Genomic DNA, 16,547 nt, shown 5'->3' with positions numbered 1-16,547 from the left:
GCATGCATACGGATACGGCCCGGATTCCGTACGATTTCGCCGCAGAAGATCCCCTGTGCGGCGAAATTCTACGGGAGCGGGCCGAATTCTCTACAGTTTCGCCGCCAGGGGCTTCCCCTACGACGAATCTTTACGGGCATCGGGCCGGATTCCCAAGGATTCGCCGTGGGGCGGGGTGCATCACGCGTTCAGCGGGTCCGCACCGGGACGCACCAGCACGGGCAGGGTGTGGTAGTCGTACCGCTCCGTGTACCAGCAGCCGGGCTCGTACTCGGTGCCGGTGATCAGGTTGCGCCACGGCATGCCGTCACCGGCGTCGGGCACGTAGAAGGTGGCGATGCCTTCCTCGTCGAAGACGGGGGCGACCAGGATGTCGTCGCCGAGCATGTACTGGGTGTCGATGTCCTCGCAGGTGCGGTCGTCCTGGAACTCCAGGACCATGGAACGCATCATCGGCAGGCCGGTGTCGTGCGTCTCCTGCGCCATGCGCTCCAGGTACGGCACAAGCCTGCGCTTGAGCTCCACGAACTCGCGGCACACGTCCACGGCCTCCTCGCCGTACAGCCACGGCACCTTGTACTCGGTGGAACCGTGGTAGCGCGAGTGCGAGCTGAGCAGGCCGAACTGCGTCCAGCGCTTGTACAGGTCCGGGGTCGGGCGGTCCTCGAAGCCGGCGATGTCATGGCTCCAGTAGCCGAAGCCGGACATGCCGAAGGACAGGCCGGCGCGCAGCGACTCCGCCATCGACGGGTAATTCGACGAGCAGTCGCCGCCCCAGTGCACCGGGTACTGCTGGCCGCCGACGGTCGCGGAACGGGCGAACAGAATCGCCTGGTCGGCGCCCTTCGTCTCCACGAGCACGTCATAGACGGCCTTGTTGTACAGCTGCGTGTAGTAGTTGTGCATGAGCTCCGGGTCGGAACCGTCGAAGTACTGCACGCCCTCGGTGGGGATGCGCTCGCCGAAGTCGGTCTTGAAGCAGTCGACGCCCATGGCCACGAGCTCCTTGAGGTAGCCCTGGTACCAGGCGACGGCGTCGGGGTTCGTGAAGTCCACGATTGCCATGCCGGCCTGCCACTTGTCCCACTGCCAGACGCTGCCGTCCGTGCGCTTGATGAAGTAGCCGTGCTCGGCGCCCTCCTTGAACAGGCGCGACTTCTGGCCGATGTACGGGTTGATCCACACGCAGTTCTTCAGTCCGCGCTCATGCAGCTTCTTGAGCAGGCCTTCCGGGTCGGGGAACTTCGTGGCGTCCCACTCGAAGTTGCACCATTCGAGTTCCTTCATCCAGCGGCAGTCGAAGTGGAAGACGGACAGCGGGATGTGGCGCTCGGCCATGCCGTCGACGAACCCGAGCACGGCCTTCTCGTCGTAGTCGGTGGTGAAGGAGGTGCTCAGCCACAGGCCGTAGCTCCAGTCCGGCACCAGCGGGGCGCGGCCGGTCAGGGCCGTGTAGGTACCCAGGATCTCCTTCATGCTGTGGCCGCCGATGACAGAGTAGGCCATCTCCTGGCCGGGCACGGAGAACTGCACGCGGGAGACCCTCTCGGAGCCGATCTCGAACTCCACCTTGCCCGGATTGTCCACGAACAGGCCGTAGTTGCGGTTCGACAGGTAGAAGGGCACGTTCTTGTACGCCTGCTCGGTGCCGGTGCCGCCGTCCTCGTTCCAGATCTCGACCGACTGGCCGTTCTTCACGAAGGCGGTGAAGCGCTCGCCCAGGCCGTAGATCTTCTCGCCGACGCCCAGGTCGAGCTGGTCGGAGACGTGCAGGCGGCCCTCGGGGTCGGTCACGAGCGCCTTGGCGCGCCAGCCGGAGTGCGCCACCGGCTTGCCGTCATAGGCGTAGGCGAAATCGATCTGCTCGCCCTTGGCGATGGTGAGCGTGAGCTTGCCGGAGGTGAAGGTCCAGGCGTCGTCGGTCTCGGCGATCTCGACCTTCGGGGCGGTCTCGTTGAGGTGGAACTTGGGGCAGTGCGAACGGTCCTCGCGGAAGTTGACCAGGCGCGTGGTGATGACGTCCTCGCGCGGCGAGGTCACCTCGATGGTGAGGATGCCACCGTCCAGCGTCATGCCCGGGTTGTAGATCGGCGAGCCGAAGGGGCAGAACAGGGTGAGCCTGTCCGCCTCGATGTCGGCCGTGTAGATGTTGGCGGCGTACTTGACGGAGCAGCCGTCGCGGATGAGCCATCCTCCGTTGAGGAACTTCATGGTTCTCTTCTCCTTGTGGTTGGTGGTTAGCGTGATAAGCGTGCCCCCTGAGAAATTGTTCATTTTTTTTGAACAAAATCTATGGGCGGCCCGCCCGCGCGGGCCGCACTCCCTAGATTTTGTTCAAAAAAAATGAACAATTTCTCAGGAGGGGAAGGGGGCGAGGCGGGGCGGGGTCAGAGGGAACCACTCAGGCGCAGGTCCTCCACGGACTCGCCCACGTAGACCTTGGCAGCGGGGGCGACGGCCCAGGCACCGGCCTTCGTATCCCAGTACTTCAGGGCCTCGTCGGCCTTCATCTCCACGCTGACCTGGACACGTTCGCCGGGGGCGATCCAGCGCTTCGTGAAGCCCTTGAGCTCATAGGCGGGGCGGTCCTCGCCGGTGCCTTCCAGGCGCAGGTACACCTGCGGGACGGCGGCGCCTGGGCGGCTGCCGACGTTGCGGATGTGCATCTGCACGCGCAGAGTGCCGTCGACCCGTTCGACCTCAAGGTCGGAGTACTCGAAGTCCGTGTAGGTCAGGCCGTGGCCGAAGCAGAAGCGCACGGGCACGTCCTTGGTGCGGTAGTACCGGTAGCCGACGTAGATGCCTTCCGTGTAGTCGACGTGGCCGGCCAGGCCGAAGGTTCCCACGGCATGCGCCGGGCAGTCCTCGAGCCGCTTGGGGAAGGTCTCCGGCAGGTGGCCGCTGGGTTCGGCGTTGCCCAGCAGCACGTCGGCGAGCGCGTTGCCGCTTTCGGCGCCGGCATACCAATTCCACACGATGGTACTGGCCTTGTCGGCCCAGTCCATGGTGACGGGCGAACCGGCGACGAACACGAGCACGGTGTCGGGGGCGATGTCGAGCATGGCGTCGATGAGCGCGTCCTGCTCGTAGGGCAGGTCCATGGCGGTGCGGTCGCGGCCCTCGAGGTCGTGGTCGTGGTTGAGGCCGCCGACGAAGACGATGGGGTCGCCGCCGGCCGCGTATTCGCGCACCTTGGCGAGCGCCTCCTCGCGCAGCCGCCTGCTGCGTTCGGCGTTGCGGCGCGTGTCGTCGGCGGAGTTCTCGAGGCTGTCCTCCTGCCAGGTGTCGTCCTGCGTGACCTGATCGGCCCAGTAGCCGGGCACGTATTCGATCTCGACGTTGCCGCCGATGCAGCCGTTGAGGCCCTGCAGCGGCGTGATCTCATGCACTGCCTTGACGACGGCGGAGCCGCCGCCGACGGAGTGCACGCGGTCGGCGTTGGCGCCTACGACGAGCAGGCGGCGCATGGCGCGCGCGTCGAGCGGCAGGACCTGCGCGTCGTTCTTCAGCAGGACGATGGATTCGCGGGCTGCGTCGAGGGCCGCCTGGGCGTGTTCGAGGGTAGCGTAGCTGCCGGCCTTGCGGTCGGCGCGCGCGTCGCCGAGCATGTGGAGGGCGTCCATGACGGCGAGGACGTGCTCGACCTTGGCATCGACGTCGGCTTCGGCCACCTCGCCGGCGCGCACCGCCTCGAGCAGCGGGCGGGCGAAGCGGTAGTCGTCAAAGTCGTAGGTGACGCTCATGTCGACGTCGAGGCCGACTTCGGCGGATGCCTTGGTGTCGCGCACGGCGCTCCAGTCGGAGACGACGAGGCCCCGGAAGCCCCAGTCGTCGCGCAGCACGTCGTCGAGCAGTTCCCTCGACTCGCAGCAGTGCACGCCGTTGACGAGGTTGTAGGCGCCCATGACGGTCAGTGCCTGCGCGTCGCACACAGCGGCGCGGAAGGCCGGGTAGTACAACTCGCGGAGGGCACGTTGGCTGATGGTCTCGTCGACGTCGAGGCGGTCGGTCTCCTGGCTGTTGGCCACGAAGTGCTTGGGGCAGGCGGCGACGTCGGATTCCTGCACGCCCTCGATGTATGCGGCGCCCTGCACGGCGGCCAGGACGGGGTCCTCGCTCATGTACTCGAAGTTGCGGCCGCACAGCGGGCTGCGCTTGATGTTCAGGGAGGGGCCGAGGATGATGTCCTTGCCGCGCCCGCGCGCCTCCTCCCCGAGGGCCTGGCCGACCAGGCGCGCCATGGCGGGGTTCCAGGTGGAGGCGACCGCGGAGCCGGAGGGGAAGTAGGTGACGGCGTCGCGGGTGTTGTGCCGGGGCGCCCAGTTGTCGTCGTAGGTGTCGGCGCGCACGCCCATGGGGCCGTCGTCGAACTTGAGCTCGGGGATGCCGAGGCGCGGCACGGCGGCGGTGTGGAAAAGCGCCGCGCCGTGGATCATGCCGATCTTCTCCTCGAGCGTGAGCCGTGCGGTCAGCTCATGCGCCTTGGCTTGGTTCGCTGCGGTGATCATCGTCATTGATGGCTCTCCTTGGGGTCGGTGGGTCAGCCGAGGTCGATCCGGAAGGCCAGAGGCAGTTCCGGGTCGACGGCGGCATGGTGGTCGGGGTGGATGTGCATGCCGTCGTCGCGCCGTTCGAAGGGCACGGGGCCGGCGCCGAGCTGTTCGACGGCGTTGACGACGCCGTTGAACACGGGCTGGTGAGTGCCATCGAAGGCGGCGAAGGTCGTGCAGGTCAGGTCGTCCTCGCCGGACGGGGCGAGGCAGCAGGCGTACAGGGCGCCGTCGCGGGCGGTGAAGCGCCAGTCGTGCGGCGTGTAGGCGACGGTCCGCTGGTCGGCGAACATGCCGCCGGCCGGCCTGGCGGGGCCTTCGGCGGCGATGCGCCAGGGTCGCGAGCCGTAGATGGTCTCGCCGTTGGCATCCAGCCAGCGGCCGATCGTCTCGAGCAGCGCGCGATCGTGGTCGGCGATGGAACCGTCGGCGCGCGGGCCGACGTTGAGCAGCAGGTTGCCGTTCTTGCTGACGGCGTCGATGAGGTTGACGACGAGCTCGGAGCACGGCTTGTACTCGAGGGAGTCCGTGTAGCACCAGGAGTTGCGGGCGATGGCGGTGTCGGTCTGCCAGACGAAGGGCGTGGGGTCGGGGTAGCCGCCGCGTTCGACGTCGACGATGCCGGCGCCCCAAGCGAGCGCGTCGTACTTGTAGCAGATGGCGGCGCGGCTGGCGCGGGCGGCGGCCATGTTGTAGTAGTAGGCGGCGAGGAGCTTGAGGTACGGCTTGAAGGCGCGGTGCTGGACCCACCAGTCGAGGTAGAGCAGTTCGGGCTGGTAGGCGTCGATGATCTCCGCGTTGCGCCGCAGCCAGTCCTCGAGGAACTCGGCGGTGGGCGCCGGCGTGCTGTCGATGTCGAACTCGTTGGGTTCGGGGACGGTGGCGGGCCAGTAGAAGTCGCCGCGGGCCATGGGGTCGCGCACGTCGGAGTCGAATTCGCGACCGTGGCCCATGAACCACCAGTGTTCGGCGCGGTGGTTGGAGGTGGTGAAGTGCAGTCCGTGGGCGCGCGCGGCGTCGGCGAGCTCGCCGAGGATGTCGCGCTTCGGGCCCATGGCGGCGGCGTTCCAGCGGCTCAGGTCGCTGGCGTACATCTGGAAGCCGTCGTGGTGTTCGCTCACCGGCATGACGTAGCGCGCGCCGGCGCGGGCGAAGAGCGCGCACCAGGCGTCGGCGTCGAAGGCGTCGGCGGTGAACATGGGGATGAAGTCCTTATAGCCGAATTCGCGCTGGGGGCCGTAGGTGGCCACGTGGTGGTCGAATTCGGGATACCCCTGGATGTACATGTTGCGCGAATACCATTCGTTGCGGTATTCCGGCACGGTGTACAGGCCCCAGTGGGTGAAGATGCCGAACTTGGCGTCGGCGAACCAGTCGGGGTTGCGGTTGGCGGCGAGGGAAGCCCAGTCGGGGCGGTAGGGTCCCGCGTTGGCGACCGAGGTGACCTGTGCGAGGGTGGGGGCCATGGCGTGCACCTCCTGGGGGTGTAGTGGGTGTCTTGGTGTGTGGCTGTCCGGTTGCCCGCGTTGCGCTAGATTTTGTTCAGAAAAATGAACAATTTCTAGCGCAACGCGGGCAACCGGACAGCCACACGATGACCGTCGGGATTACTTGTCTTCCTTGTCGGCGAACTGCTTGACGATCTCCTGGCGAGCCTTGATCAGGTCGTCGGCGTTCTTCTTGTCCACCTCGAGAACCTGGGCATAGCCGAGGTCGTTGATCTGGGTGCCCATGTCCTTGAAGATCTTCTGGCACTCGTCCTGGCTGCCGGCCATGACGGCCTGCCAGGAGGCGTTGATGACCTCGGTCTTCACGCTGGAACGCAGCGTGGAGATCTGGGAGTCCTCCTCCGGGGGCGTGTAGGTGGCGCCGGGGGCGACGGCCAGGCGGTCGGTCTTCTCGAGGTACTCGAGGTCGGTCTTCGCGCCGTCCATGTGCTTGGCCCAGTCCTCCTGCAGCTTGGTGGTCTTCGCCAGCTGGGTGGCCCACAGCTGCGGGTTGTAGGCGGCCTTGGTCTCGGGGTCGGTGCCGTTGGCGTTCACGGCCTTGAAGTTGAGCGCGGAGACGCCGTCGTTGTAGGAGCCGCCACCGTACTCGGCCGGCACCTGCAGGCCGGCGGAGTCGAACATGGCCTTCTCTCCGAACTCGTTGAGCTCAGGCTCGCCCTTGTCGTTGAGGGTCCAGCACATGTCCTTCGGGCAGGCGGCGCCGCCGGAGTTGAACGCGGAGGCGTAGATGCCCTCCGGGGAGTACAGCCAGTCGATGAACTTGGCGAGGCGTTCCTTGTTCTTGGCCTTGGAGCCGATGGCGATGAAGGAGTTGCCGTCACCCTCGGGCTGGAAGCCGGGGGTGTAGACCTTCATGTTCTCGAGCGGGGCGAGCATGAAGCCGATGCCCTTCTCCTGGTTCTCGGTGCTGTTCATGCGCGGCTTGCCCAGCCAGGACCAGATGGACATGAGGACCTTGCCCTCGGTGACCTTGGTGGACAGGTTGTCCCAGTTCTGGGTGGTGGACTCCGGGTCCACCAGGCCCATGTCGTTGCACTTGTTGAGGAACTCGATCATCTGGTCGTAGCCGCTGCCGACCTGGCTGGCGGGGGTGACCTGCGCGGCGTCGTCATCGGACGGCACGAGCACGGAGTTCTGCGCGTACCAGCCGTACCACTGGGAGGCGGCCTGCGCGTTCTGCATCAGCTCGCCGTCCCAGTCCTTGAACAGGGACACCGCGTAGATGTCGTCCTGGCCGGTCTCCTCGCGCGCCTTGTCCTGCATCTGCTTGAGCACGTTCGCGAAGTCGTCGAGGTTCGAGATCTTCGGGTAGCCGACCTTCGCGTAGTAGTCCCAGCGGATGTACGGCGCGGCCGCCGGCTCGACGCCTTCGGAGGACTTCGTCGGGGACTCGTCGGACACGTTGCCCGGCACGCCCCACACGCCGTCCTGCCCGGCCTGCTTGGTCACGTAGTCCACGCCGGCCTGGTAGTTCTTCACGTTGGTCATCTTGTCGTAGTACGGGGTCATGTCCGTGATGAGCTTGGACTTGACGAGCTTCTGCAGACGGCCGTTGCCCATGCCCACGATGACGAGGTCACCGAGGTTGCCCGCGGTCGAGCGGGTGTCGAAGAGGGTATCGCCGCCTCCGGCCACGTTCGGAGCGATGATGTTGAGCTCCATGTTGAACTTGTCCTTGACGATCTTGGCGAACCAGCCCTTCTGGACGCCCTGGTAGTTCGCGGTCGACGAGAACACGTCCACCGTCATGAAGCTGCCGTCGTCGGCTGCGGAGTCGCTGCCGCCGCCGCATGCCGCGGTGGCCAGCAGCATCGCCGCCGAGAGGGTGGCGGCCAGGCCGGAGACGACCTTCTTCTTGATTTCCATGAGGGAAACCTCCTTGTTATCCTCTTGCGTTTGGCTCATCGCTGAGCACAGTTTGGTTGGTTGTCGGTGGGTGGTTGGTTTGCGTCACCGCGCGCCGCCCGCGTCCGCTGCGGGCGGCGGTGCGGCAGGTCAGCCCTTGACTGCGCCGAGCATCATGCCCTTGACGAAGAAGCGCTGGAAGAACGGGTAGATGAACATGATCGGCAGGACGACGATCACGGAGACGGTCATGCGGATTGCGGTCGGCGTCGTCGCCGTCGCCAGCATCGCCGCGTTCGCCGCGTTCGCCTTCACCGAGTTCGCGATGGAGCTCGCCTGGTTGATGTACGTGTACAGCAGGTACTGCAGGCTGTACAGCTTCGAGTCGGTCATGTAGATCAGCGTGTCCTGGAAGGAGTTCCACTGGCCGACGGCGGAGAAGATGGCCACGGTCGCCAGGATCGGCGTACACATCGGCAGCACGATCTTCCAGAAGACGGTGAAGGTGCCGGCGCCGTCCACCTCGGCGGCCTCCTGCAGGGAGCTGGGGATGGACTCGATGTAGGTCTTGACCAGGATGATGTTGAAGGGCTGCACGATGGCGGGCAGCACGTACACCCAGAAGTTGTTGGTCAGGCCGTAGTTCTTCATGGTGATGAACATCGGGATCAGGCCGGCGTTGAAGTACATGGTGATGACCACGAAGCGGTACCAGAAGGACCGCTTCCACATCTTCTGCTGGGTGAACATGAAGCCCAGGTAGGCGCTGGCGAGCACGGTCAGGACGGTGCCGATGACGGTACGCGCCACGGAGATCCAGGCGGCGCGACCCAGGCCGTCGAGGCCGAGGACGGTCTTGTAGTTGTCCCAGTGGAGGCCCTGGATCCACCAGTTGACCTCGCCGGCGGCGGCCGCTTGGTTGTTGGACAGCGAGTTGATGATGAGGTAGTAGAACGGGTAGGTGCAGATCAGCGCGAACAGCGTCAGCAGCAGGACGTTGACGACGGTGAAGACCTTCTCGCCCTTGGTGCGGCGCATGGCCGGCGAGATGCCGGCGTTGTGGCCGCGCGGCTTCTTCGCCGTGGTGGCCGGTGCGGTTGCGGTTGTCATGGTTTCTCCTTGTGGACCCGAAGGCTCTTGGTGTGCTGGTGGATGCGCGCGGATCAGACGATGCCGACGCCGCGGGTACGCTTGGACAGCCAGTTGACCAACAGCAGCAGGCCGACCGAGACGAGGGACTTGAGCATGGAGATCGCGGTGCCCAGGGAGAGGCTGTTCTGGCCCATGCCCACGTTGTAGACGTAGAGGTCGAGGACCTGGATCCACTTCTGGTTGAACGCGTTCTGGAAGACGTAGTACTGGTCCATGCCGTTGTTCAGGAAGTTGGAGATCGAGAGCATGAGCAGGACGAAGTAGGTGGGCATGAGCTGCGGGATCGTCACGTGGATGATCTGCTGGAAGCGGTTGGCGCCATCCACCTGCGCGGCCTCGTAGAGCTCGGGGTCGATGCCGGCGATGCCCGCGAGGTACATGATGGAGCCCCAGCCGAGGCCCTTCCACAGGTTCCACAGCAGCATCTTGAGCCACACCTGGTCCGGGGAGTCGAGGAACTTGATCGGCTCGCTGATCAGGTGCAGGTTCATGAGGGTCTCGTTGACCATGCCGGTCGAGGAGAACATGGCGAAGGCGATGGAGTAGACCAGCACCCAGGAGATGAAGTTCGGCAGGGTGGTCAGGGTCTGAATGAGGTTCTTGAACCACTTCGCGCGGATCTCGTTGAGCATGATGGCGAAGATCACGGGCAGGAAGGAAGTCAGGATGTTCAGTCCGGACATGGCGAAGGTGTTGAGGAGCACCTGGCCGATGGTGCGCAACTGTGCGGGGTTCTGCACGAGCATCTCGAACCATTGCAGGCCCACGAACTTGCTTTCGGACAGCGGGATCGGCGGCTGGTAGTCATAGAAGGCGTAGATCCAGCCGAAGAGCGGCACGTAGCTGAACAGGAAGACCAGCACGAGCAGCGGCGCCACGTAGAGCCACAGCCGGAAGGCGTGCTTCTTGTCACCGGCCACGTGGGCGGCCATCTTGGCGGCCTTCCTGCGGGCACGTCGGTCCTTGCGGGACAGGTGTTCCGGCTCCCTGGCGTCGAGCGCGGCCTCCTCCTCCCTGCCGAGGACTGCAGCCGCACCGCCGGTCATGCCGACGGTTTCGTCGGTCTCGGTGCTTGAGGACGTCTGCATTCTCTTTTCCTCCTTTGGAAAATCCCTGCCACAGTGGGCGGCCGCTCCGTCGCGGGGTCTCCTCACTGCGTTGTTTAAGATGCTATAAACAACAACTGACGTTGTCAAATCGGATTACAGAGTCGGCGTTTCATTATGCCCGCAGCATAATCGCTGTCTAGCCACCCAACGGCGCGGTTGCTGCGGTATTGCGGGGAATCGTTGGTATTACACGGTGCGCGACGCGCTGAGGTGACGCCTCAAGTAGACAAAGCCAGTCGTTGTTTATACAATATTCAATAAGCAAGCGATGCACTGACGCATCGTTCTTGGCAGCGAGGAAGCGACACGATGAAGTTCAATACCGAGGCACCGTTCTGGCAGTTCCTGGGAACGCTGGTCAGGTTCACCGCGCTCAACGTGGTCTATCTGCTCACCATGGTCCCCATCGTCACCATCGGACCGGCGCAGGCCGCCATGTACAGCACGATGTTCAAGTACGACGACAACGAGGACATCAAGCTCGTGCGCGAATACCTCAGGCGGTTCGGGCGGGAGTTCCGCCAGGCCTTCGTCTCCGGCCTCCTGATGCTCGCGCTCGTCGCGGCCCTCATCTTCGGCCTGGCCTTCTGGGCGGCCTGGGATTCGAACATCGCCTACCTGCCGCTCATCGTCCTGGTCGCCGCCACCGTGGCCACCGTGTTCCTCGGCGAGTACCTCTTCCCCATCCAGGCCCGCTTCGCCAACCCGCTGGGCCGCCAGTGGAAGCTCGCCGCCATGTTCCCGTGGCGCGCCTTCGGCTATTCGCTGGCCCTCGTCGGCATCGACGTCTTCGCGCTCGCCCTGGGCTACGCCCTCCCCTTCGTGCGTGTGCTGCTGCTCGTCTTCGGCCTCAGCTGGCTCGCCTACGCGAAGTCGCTCGTCCTGCTGCGCGCCTTCGCCAAGTACGGCGGCACCGGCGAGCCCGAGCGCGCCACCTATGTCAACGCCAGCAGCGGCCTGTGAGGTTTGCCCACTGTCCGACCGACCCAGCAAAGGAGGCCTATCGACCGATTCCTTCATTCTTTCCTTTTTCTTTCCTCAAGGGGGCCGCACGCCAGTGCGGCCCCCTTCTGCATGCCCTTCCGCTCCCTCCCGAGAAATTGTTCATTTTTTTTGAACAAATCTAGGACGCGGGCCGCTCGTGCGGCCCGCGTCCTAGATTTGTTCAAAAAAATGAACAATTTCTCGGGAGGGGTCACCGTGCGGATATGATGGCGAAGTCAGCACCGTCGTCATGAAGGATCGCTTGTGGGATTCATACATTTCATCGCCAACCTGCTCAAGGACCCGCGCGGGGCCATCGCCGGCTGGATCGCCATGGGCGTCGCGCCGACGCTCGGCTTCATCTTCCTCATCGTCTTCGTCGAGACGGGCGTGGTCTTCTTCCCCTTCCTGCCGGGCGACTCGCTGCTCTTCGCCGCCGGTTTCTTCGCCGCCCCCGACGCGGCGACCGGACAGTCGGCACTCCCCCTGGCGGCGCTGCTGCCGGTCGTGTGGCTGGCGCCGATCATCGGCGACCAGTGCAACTACTTCATCGGCCACTTCTTCGGACGCCGCATCATCGACTCCGGCAAGGTCAAGGCCCTCACCCCCGAACGCCTCGCCAAGACGGAGACCATGATCGACCGCTGGGGGCCGCTCGCCGTGTTCCTCGGCCGATTCTTCCCCTTCATCCGCACCTTCATGCCCTTCATCTCCGGCATCTCCGGCATGCAGTGGCGCCGCTTCACCCCCTTCTCCGTGCTCGGCGGCCTGGTCTGGTCGAGCCTGTTCACCCTCCTGGGCTACTTCTTCGGCGGCATCCCCGTCGTCCAGGAGAACTTCGAGCTGGTGATCGTCGCCATCCTCGTCATCTCCCTGATCCCCACCATCGTCGGCCTCGTCAAGGCGAAGTTCGGCAAGAAGAAGCCCGCAAGCGCCACCGAGGTCGCCGAGGCCGAGACGACGCCCCACACCGAGTCCGCCACCCCGCGCCACCGCCGCTGACCGAATCCCTCCCCACCGCTTCGGTCGCTGTTTCCGTGTCGTACCGTCGTTGTGTCGTCGTGTCAGTTTTCTGTCGTTAAGGCGGGCATCCGCCCGGGAACGAATCGCCACTTAAAGCGGGCACCGGGATGGGTCCGTTTCCTGACTTAGAGCGGGCACCGGGTCGAAGGAACAAAAAGTTCCTTCGACCCGGTGCCCGCTCTAAGTCAGGAAACGGACCCATCCCGGTGCCCGCTTTAAGTGGCGATTCGTTCCCGGGCGGATGCCCGCCTTAACGACAGAAAACGACAGGAATACACGGGGCGAGTCAACGGGGGTGACGGCGGAAGAGCCTGGAGGCAAGGCGGCGGGGGATGCTCGGCTTTTTGATCGCCGGCAGGACCCTGGCGTAGAGCATGCAGGTCAGCTCCGGGCCTTTCCTCGACGTCCTGACCGTCCGCTCGCCGTAGCGCACGAAACCGCGCCGCTCGTAGAACTGCCAGGTACAGCCGCTGTCGGTGTAGAGGAAGACCTCCTTGCCGGACTCGCGGCACGCCAGTTCATTGAGCAGCGCGGTGCCGATGCCGGGCACGCCGGCGTGCGGGTCGGCGGTCAGGAAGAGGATCTCGCCGTCGGGACGGTGGTCGCGCAGGTAGTCGGCGCGCATGGCACGGTTCGCGCGCACATAGTCGGCTTCGAAATTCCCCAAGGTCACCACCACGTCCATGGCACGCCATGCCAGCCGCGCACCCAAGGGCAACGGACGCGCCACGCCGGCGCGCATCCTGGCGAGCAGCACCCCCAGGAGCCGGTCGCCGTCATAGGCAGCGATGACCTGCGTCGCCTTGCGCAGCTCGTCGTACCAGAACCACCAGGCGTAGGCGCGCCGCAGGGGTTCGATGGGGATGAGGGCATCGAAGTGCATGCCCTCCATGGCGAAGGACACCGCCTTCGCGTAGTCGCGTCGTGCCACGGTCCTGATTGCGTATGTCATGGTTATGAGTTGTAGCACACATCAGTCCTGTGAGGAATCGTTCGTTTTTTGAACAAAAACGAACGATTCCTCACGGGACTACCGCAGCACCACCGTCCCCTCGCCGGACACCACCTCGCCGGAGGTACCCAAGCGAGCACGGAAAGCGCCGTCGTCGTCGCGGGTCACCTCGACATGCGAACCGTCCACGCGCCGCGCACGGAACCCGACGCACGAACCGTCCATGCGCGTCACCGCCCACTCGGCAGCGGCACCCTCGCCCAGGCACACGTTCACCAGCGGATCCTCCGCATAGTCGTAGTCCGCTCGCATCGCACCGGGCGAGGTCACCAGCAGGGAGCCGTCGCGCACCCACAGCGGCACCGTGTCGTAGCCGTGGCATTCGTGGCGCCAGCAGCCGTCGGCACTCACCACGCGCTCGCCGGTGAACCAGTTCGTCCAGCCGCCCGCGGGCAGGTAGTAGTCCACGTCGCCCGAGTAGGTGAATACGGGCGCCACCAGCAGGGACGGGCCCAGCATGTACTGGCGGTCCAGCAGGCGGCAGGCGTGGTCGTCGGGGAACTCCATGAACATGGAACGCATCACCGGCGTGCCGTTGCGGTGCGGCTCCAGGCCCACCGCATACAGGTACGGCATGAGCGAGAGCTTCAGCCGGGTGAAGTCACGGCACACGTCCACCGCGCTCTGCCCCGCCGGCAGCGACTCCAACCCAGGATCGGCCTCGTCGAACAGCCACGGCACGCGGTACACCGTCGAGCCGTGCAGGCGCGAATGCGAGCTCAACAGACCGAAGGCCAGCCAGCGCTTGTACACCGCCGGATCCGGGAAGGCGCCCTCGAAGCCGCCGATGTCATGGCTCCAGAAGCCGAAGCCCGAGCTCGTCAGCGACAGCCCGGCACGCAAGCTCTGCGCCATCCCGTTGAAGGTCGACTCGCAGTCGCCGCCCCAATGCACCGGGAACTTCTGGCCGCCCACCGTCGCCGAGCGGGCGAACACGCACGCCTGCCCCACGCCGTACACCTCCGCAATCGCCTCGAACACGGTCTCGTTGTACAGCTGCGTGTACCAGTTGTGCATCGTGTCCGCCGGCGAGCCGTCGAACCATGTCACGTCGCGCGGGATGCGCTCGCCGAAGTCCGTCTTGATCGCGTCGATGCCCTGCCCCAGCAGCGCCTTCACCTTCGCCTTGTACCAGGCGCGCGCCGCCGGGTTCGTGAAGTCCACCAGCGCCATGCCCGCCTGCCAGTTGTCCGTCTGCCAGATCGTGCCATCGGGATTGCGGACCAGGAAGCCGCCGTCCACGCCCTCGTCGAACATCGAACCGTTCTGGCCGATGTACGGATTGATCCACGCGCACAAGTGCAGTCCCTTCTCGCGGTGCAGCCGCTCCAGCGTCGACTCGATGTCGGAGAACCAGCGGCGGTCCCACTCGAAGTCCGTCCAGTGGAACTCGCGCATCCAGTAGCAGTCGTAGTGGAAGGCACTCAGCGGGATGCCGCGCTCGGCCATGCCGTCGATGAACGAGCTGACCGTCGCCTCGTCGTATTTCGTGGTGAACGACGTCGTCAGCCACAGCCCGTAGCTCCACGCGGGCACGTCCGCCGGCCGTCCCGTCAGCGCCGTGTAGCGCTCCAGCACCTGCTTCGGCGTTGGCCCGTAGATCACACAGAAGTCGAGCTCCTCGCCCGGCACGGAGATCTGCACCGCCTCCGTGTTCACCGTGCCCACCTCGAAGGACACGTGGCCGCGGTTGTTCACCAGCACGCCGTAGCCGGCGGAGGTCATGTAGAAGGGGATGTCCTTGTACCCCTGCTCGCTGGCAGTGCCGCCGTCCTCGTTCCAGATCTCCACGCTCTGGCCGTTCTTGGCGAAGGCAGTGAAGCGCTCGCCCAGCCCGTACACCGTCTCGCCGATGCCCAACGACAGCTGGATCGACGTGAAGGTGCGCGACTCGTCCTTCGCCAGGCCCGTCATCGTCACGCCGAACTCGCCGACCGGCTCGCTCGTCACGTTCGCCAGGTCGCTCAGCGCGAAACGCGCCAGCGACTTGCCGCGGCTCGCCGTGAGCGGCTCGCCGTCGGCGCCCAGGAACTCGAGGTTCCACTCCGGCCCCTTGACGACGCGCGCTGCGAGCGGGCCGGCGTGCAGCGTGGCGCTGGCGCCGCGCTCGCCGGCCTCGCCGTCGCCGTTGCCCTGGGTTTCGACGCTCAGGTAGCCGCGGTCCGCGCTCTCGTTGAGCGGGAAGCCGATGCCGCGCCGCCCGCCGCGCCAGTGCGTCGCCCGGACGCGCACGACGCCCTCGGCCGGCGAGGTCAGCCGCACGTTGAAGGCGGGCTGGTTGAGCGTGTTCGCGCGCTCGGCGATCACGCGGGTGGGCGCGAGGACGTCGATCGCCTCGCTGCCGGGGTGGATCTCGTAGATGTCGCGGGCGAAGAGTGCGTCGACGCCGGCACGCATGAGCCAGTATCCGTTGGTGAATTTCATGGGAGGTCCTTACTTGACCGCGCCGGCGGTGATGCCGCGCGAGAGGGTGCGCTGGAAGACGAGGAAGAAGATGAGCGTGGGCACGATGCTGATCAGCGACGCGGAGGCCGTGGTGGTGACGTCCATGAGGCGGTCGCCGCTCAGCGAGCTGATGGCGATCGGCACGGTCTGCGCGGAGTTGTCGACCAGGAAGGCCAACGGGATCATGTACTCGTTCCACGTCCAGATGAAGAAGAATACGAGCAGCACGCTCAGCGTGGGCCTGGAGATCGGGAAGACGATGTCGCGGAAGACGCGCCAGCGGCTGGCGCCGTCGATGGCCGCGGCCTCGAGGATCGACTTGGGGAAGGTGCCCAGGACGCTGGAGAGCAGGTAGGTGCCGAAGGCGCTCTGGATGACGGTGAAGATGATGACGATGGCCCAGGGGCTGTTGTACAGGCCGATGCCCTTGAACATGGTGTACAGCGGGTAGAGCATGGCTTCCTGCGGCAGCATGTTGGCGAGCATGATGAGCAGCACGATCCACTTGCGGCCCTTCACGCGGCCGATGCCGAGGGCGAAGGCGTTGAACAGGGAGAGGATGACCGCCAGGACGGCGACCAGGCCGGAGGTCCACACGCTGTTCCACACCTTCTGCGGGAAGTTCACGCGGTTCCAGAACGTGGCGAGGCCGTCGAAGCTGAGCTCCTTGGGCCAGGAAAGCGGGCCGGAGGCGTTGTAGTCCGCGGTCGTCTTGAAGGCGTTGAGCAGCAGCACGATGAAGGGGAAGAGCATGATCAGGCCGCCGATGATGAGCAGCGCGAGGATCACCCAGTCGCCGACCGTGCGGTTCTTCTTGACGTGCGCGATCTTCCTGAGTTCCTCGGGGCTGAGCTTGACGTGCTGGTCCGGCGCGATGTATTCGTAGTCCTGCACCGGCGAAACGAGTGTGTTGGTCATG

The 16,547-nt window shown here is 65.4% G+C and carries 11 protein-coding genes; 2 read left to right on the top strand and 9 right to left on the bottom strand.

Annotation, left to right across the window (positions count from 1 at the left end; translation table 11 throughout):
* Positions 1 to 180: 180 nt before the first annotated feature.
* The 6 genes from yicI (BCUN_RS04535) to BCUN_RS04510 form a co-directional block, all read right to left on the bottom strand.
* Positions 181 to 2,211 (bottom strand): alpha-xylosidase, encoded by a 2,031-nt coding sequence (gene yicI / locus BCUN_RS04535; protein ID WP_033516945.1) that lies wholly within the window; start codon positions 2,209 to 2,211, stop codon positions 181 to 183.
* 176 nt (positions 2,212 to 2,387) lie between these two features.
* Entirely contained in the window at positions 2,388 to 4,514 is a 2,127-nt protein-coding gene (locus BCUN_RS04530) for a beta-glucosidase family protein (protein WP_033516947.1), read from the bottom strand.
* 26 nt (positions 4,515 to 4,540) lie between these two features.
* Positions 4,541 to 6,016 carry an alpha-L-fucosidase gene (locus BCUN_RS04525; RefSeq protein WP_033516949.1) on the bottom strand — a complete coding sequence of 492 codons (1,476 nt, stop codon included), beginning with the start codon at positions 6,014 to 6,016 and terminating at the stop codon, positions 4,541 to 4,543.
* 141 nt (positions 6,017 to 6,157) lie between these two features.
* A complete protein-coding gene (locus tag BCUN_RS04520; protein WP_033516951.1) occupies positions 6,158 to 7,924 on the bottom strand; it encodes an ABC transporter substrate-binding protein in 1,767 nt (588 codons plus the stop codon).
* A gap of 129 nt (positions 7,925 to 8,053) precedes the next feature.
* Complete coding sequence (locus BCUN_RS04515; protein WP_033516953.1) at positions 8,054 to 9,013, bottom strand: carbohydrate ABC transporter permease; 960 nt, start codon at positions 9,011 to 9,013, stop codon at positions 8,054 to 8,056.
* A 53-nt stretch (positions 9,014 to 9,066) separates the two neighbouring features.
* The gene (locus BCUN_RS04510; protein ID WP_238552322.1) at positions 9,067 to 10,143 is read right to left on the bottom strand and encodes an ABC transporter permease; all 1,077 of its coding nucleotides are present in this window, start codon (positions 10,141 to 10,143) and stop codon (positions 9,067 to 9,069) included.
* Positions 10,144 to 10,473: 330 nt separating this feature from the next.
* On the opposite strand from BCUN_RS04510, the gene BCUN_RS04505 reads away from it, so the two are divergent.
* Positions 10,474 to 11,127 (top strand): YesL family protein, encoded by a 654-nt coding sequence (locus BCUN_RS04505; RefSeq protein WP_051920756.1) that lies wholly within the window; start codon positions 10,474 to 10,476, stop codon positions 11,125 to 11,127.
* Between the two features lie 285 nt (positions 11,128 to 11,412).
* The gene (locus BCUN_RS04500; RefSeq protein ID WP_051920755.1) at positions 11,413 to 12,150 is read left to right on the top strand and encodes a DedA family protein; all 738 of its coding nucleotides are present in this window, start codon (positions 11,413 to 11,415) and stop codon (positions 12,148 to 12,150) included.
* 307 nt (positions 12,151 to 12,457) lie between these two features.
* Here the strand turns inward: BCUN_RS04500 and BCUN_RS04495 are convergent, their stop codons facing one another.
* From BCUN_RS04495 to BCUN_RS04485, 3 genes are all read right to left on the bottom strand, one after another.
* On the bottom strand, positions 12,458 to 13,123 hold the full coding sequence (locus BCUN_RS04495; RefSeq protein ID WP_051920754.1) for an N-acetyltransferase: 666 nt from the start codon (positions 13,121 to 13,123) through the stop codon (positions 12,458 to 12,460).
* Between the two features lie 78 nt (positions 13,124 to 13,201).
* Complete coding sequence (gene yicI, locus BCUN_RS04490) at positions 13,202 to 15,607, bottom strand: alpha-xylosidase (RefSeq protein WP_033516043.1); 2,406 nt, start codon at positions 15,605 to 15,607, stop codon at positions 13,202 to 13,204.
* A gap of 9 nt (positions 15,608 to 15,616) precedes the next feature.
* A complete protein-coding gene (locus BCUN_RS04485) occupies positions 15,617 to 16,546 on the bottom strand; it encodes a carbohydrate ABC transporter permease (protein ID WP_081895531.1) in 930 nt (309 codons plus the stop codon).
* Between the last annotated feature and the right edge of the window lies 1 nt (position 16,547).

Origin of the sequence: Bifidobacterium cuniculi (genome assembly GCF_000741575.1) — a bacterium.
GTDB lineage: Bacteria > Actinomycetota > Actinomycetes > Actinomycetales > Bifidobacteriaceae > Bifidobacterium > Bifidobacterium cuniculi.
Note: the sequence above shows the minus strand (reverse complement) of the source record. Positions and strands in the feature narration are given on the sequence as shown.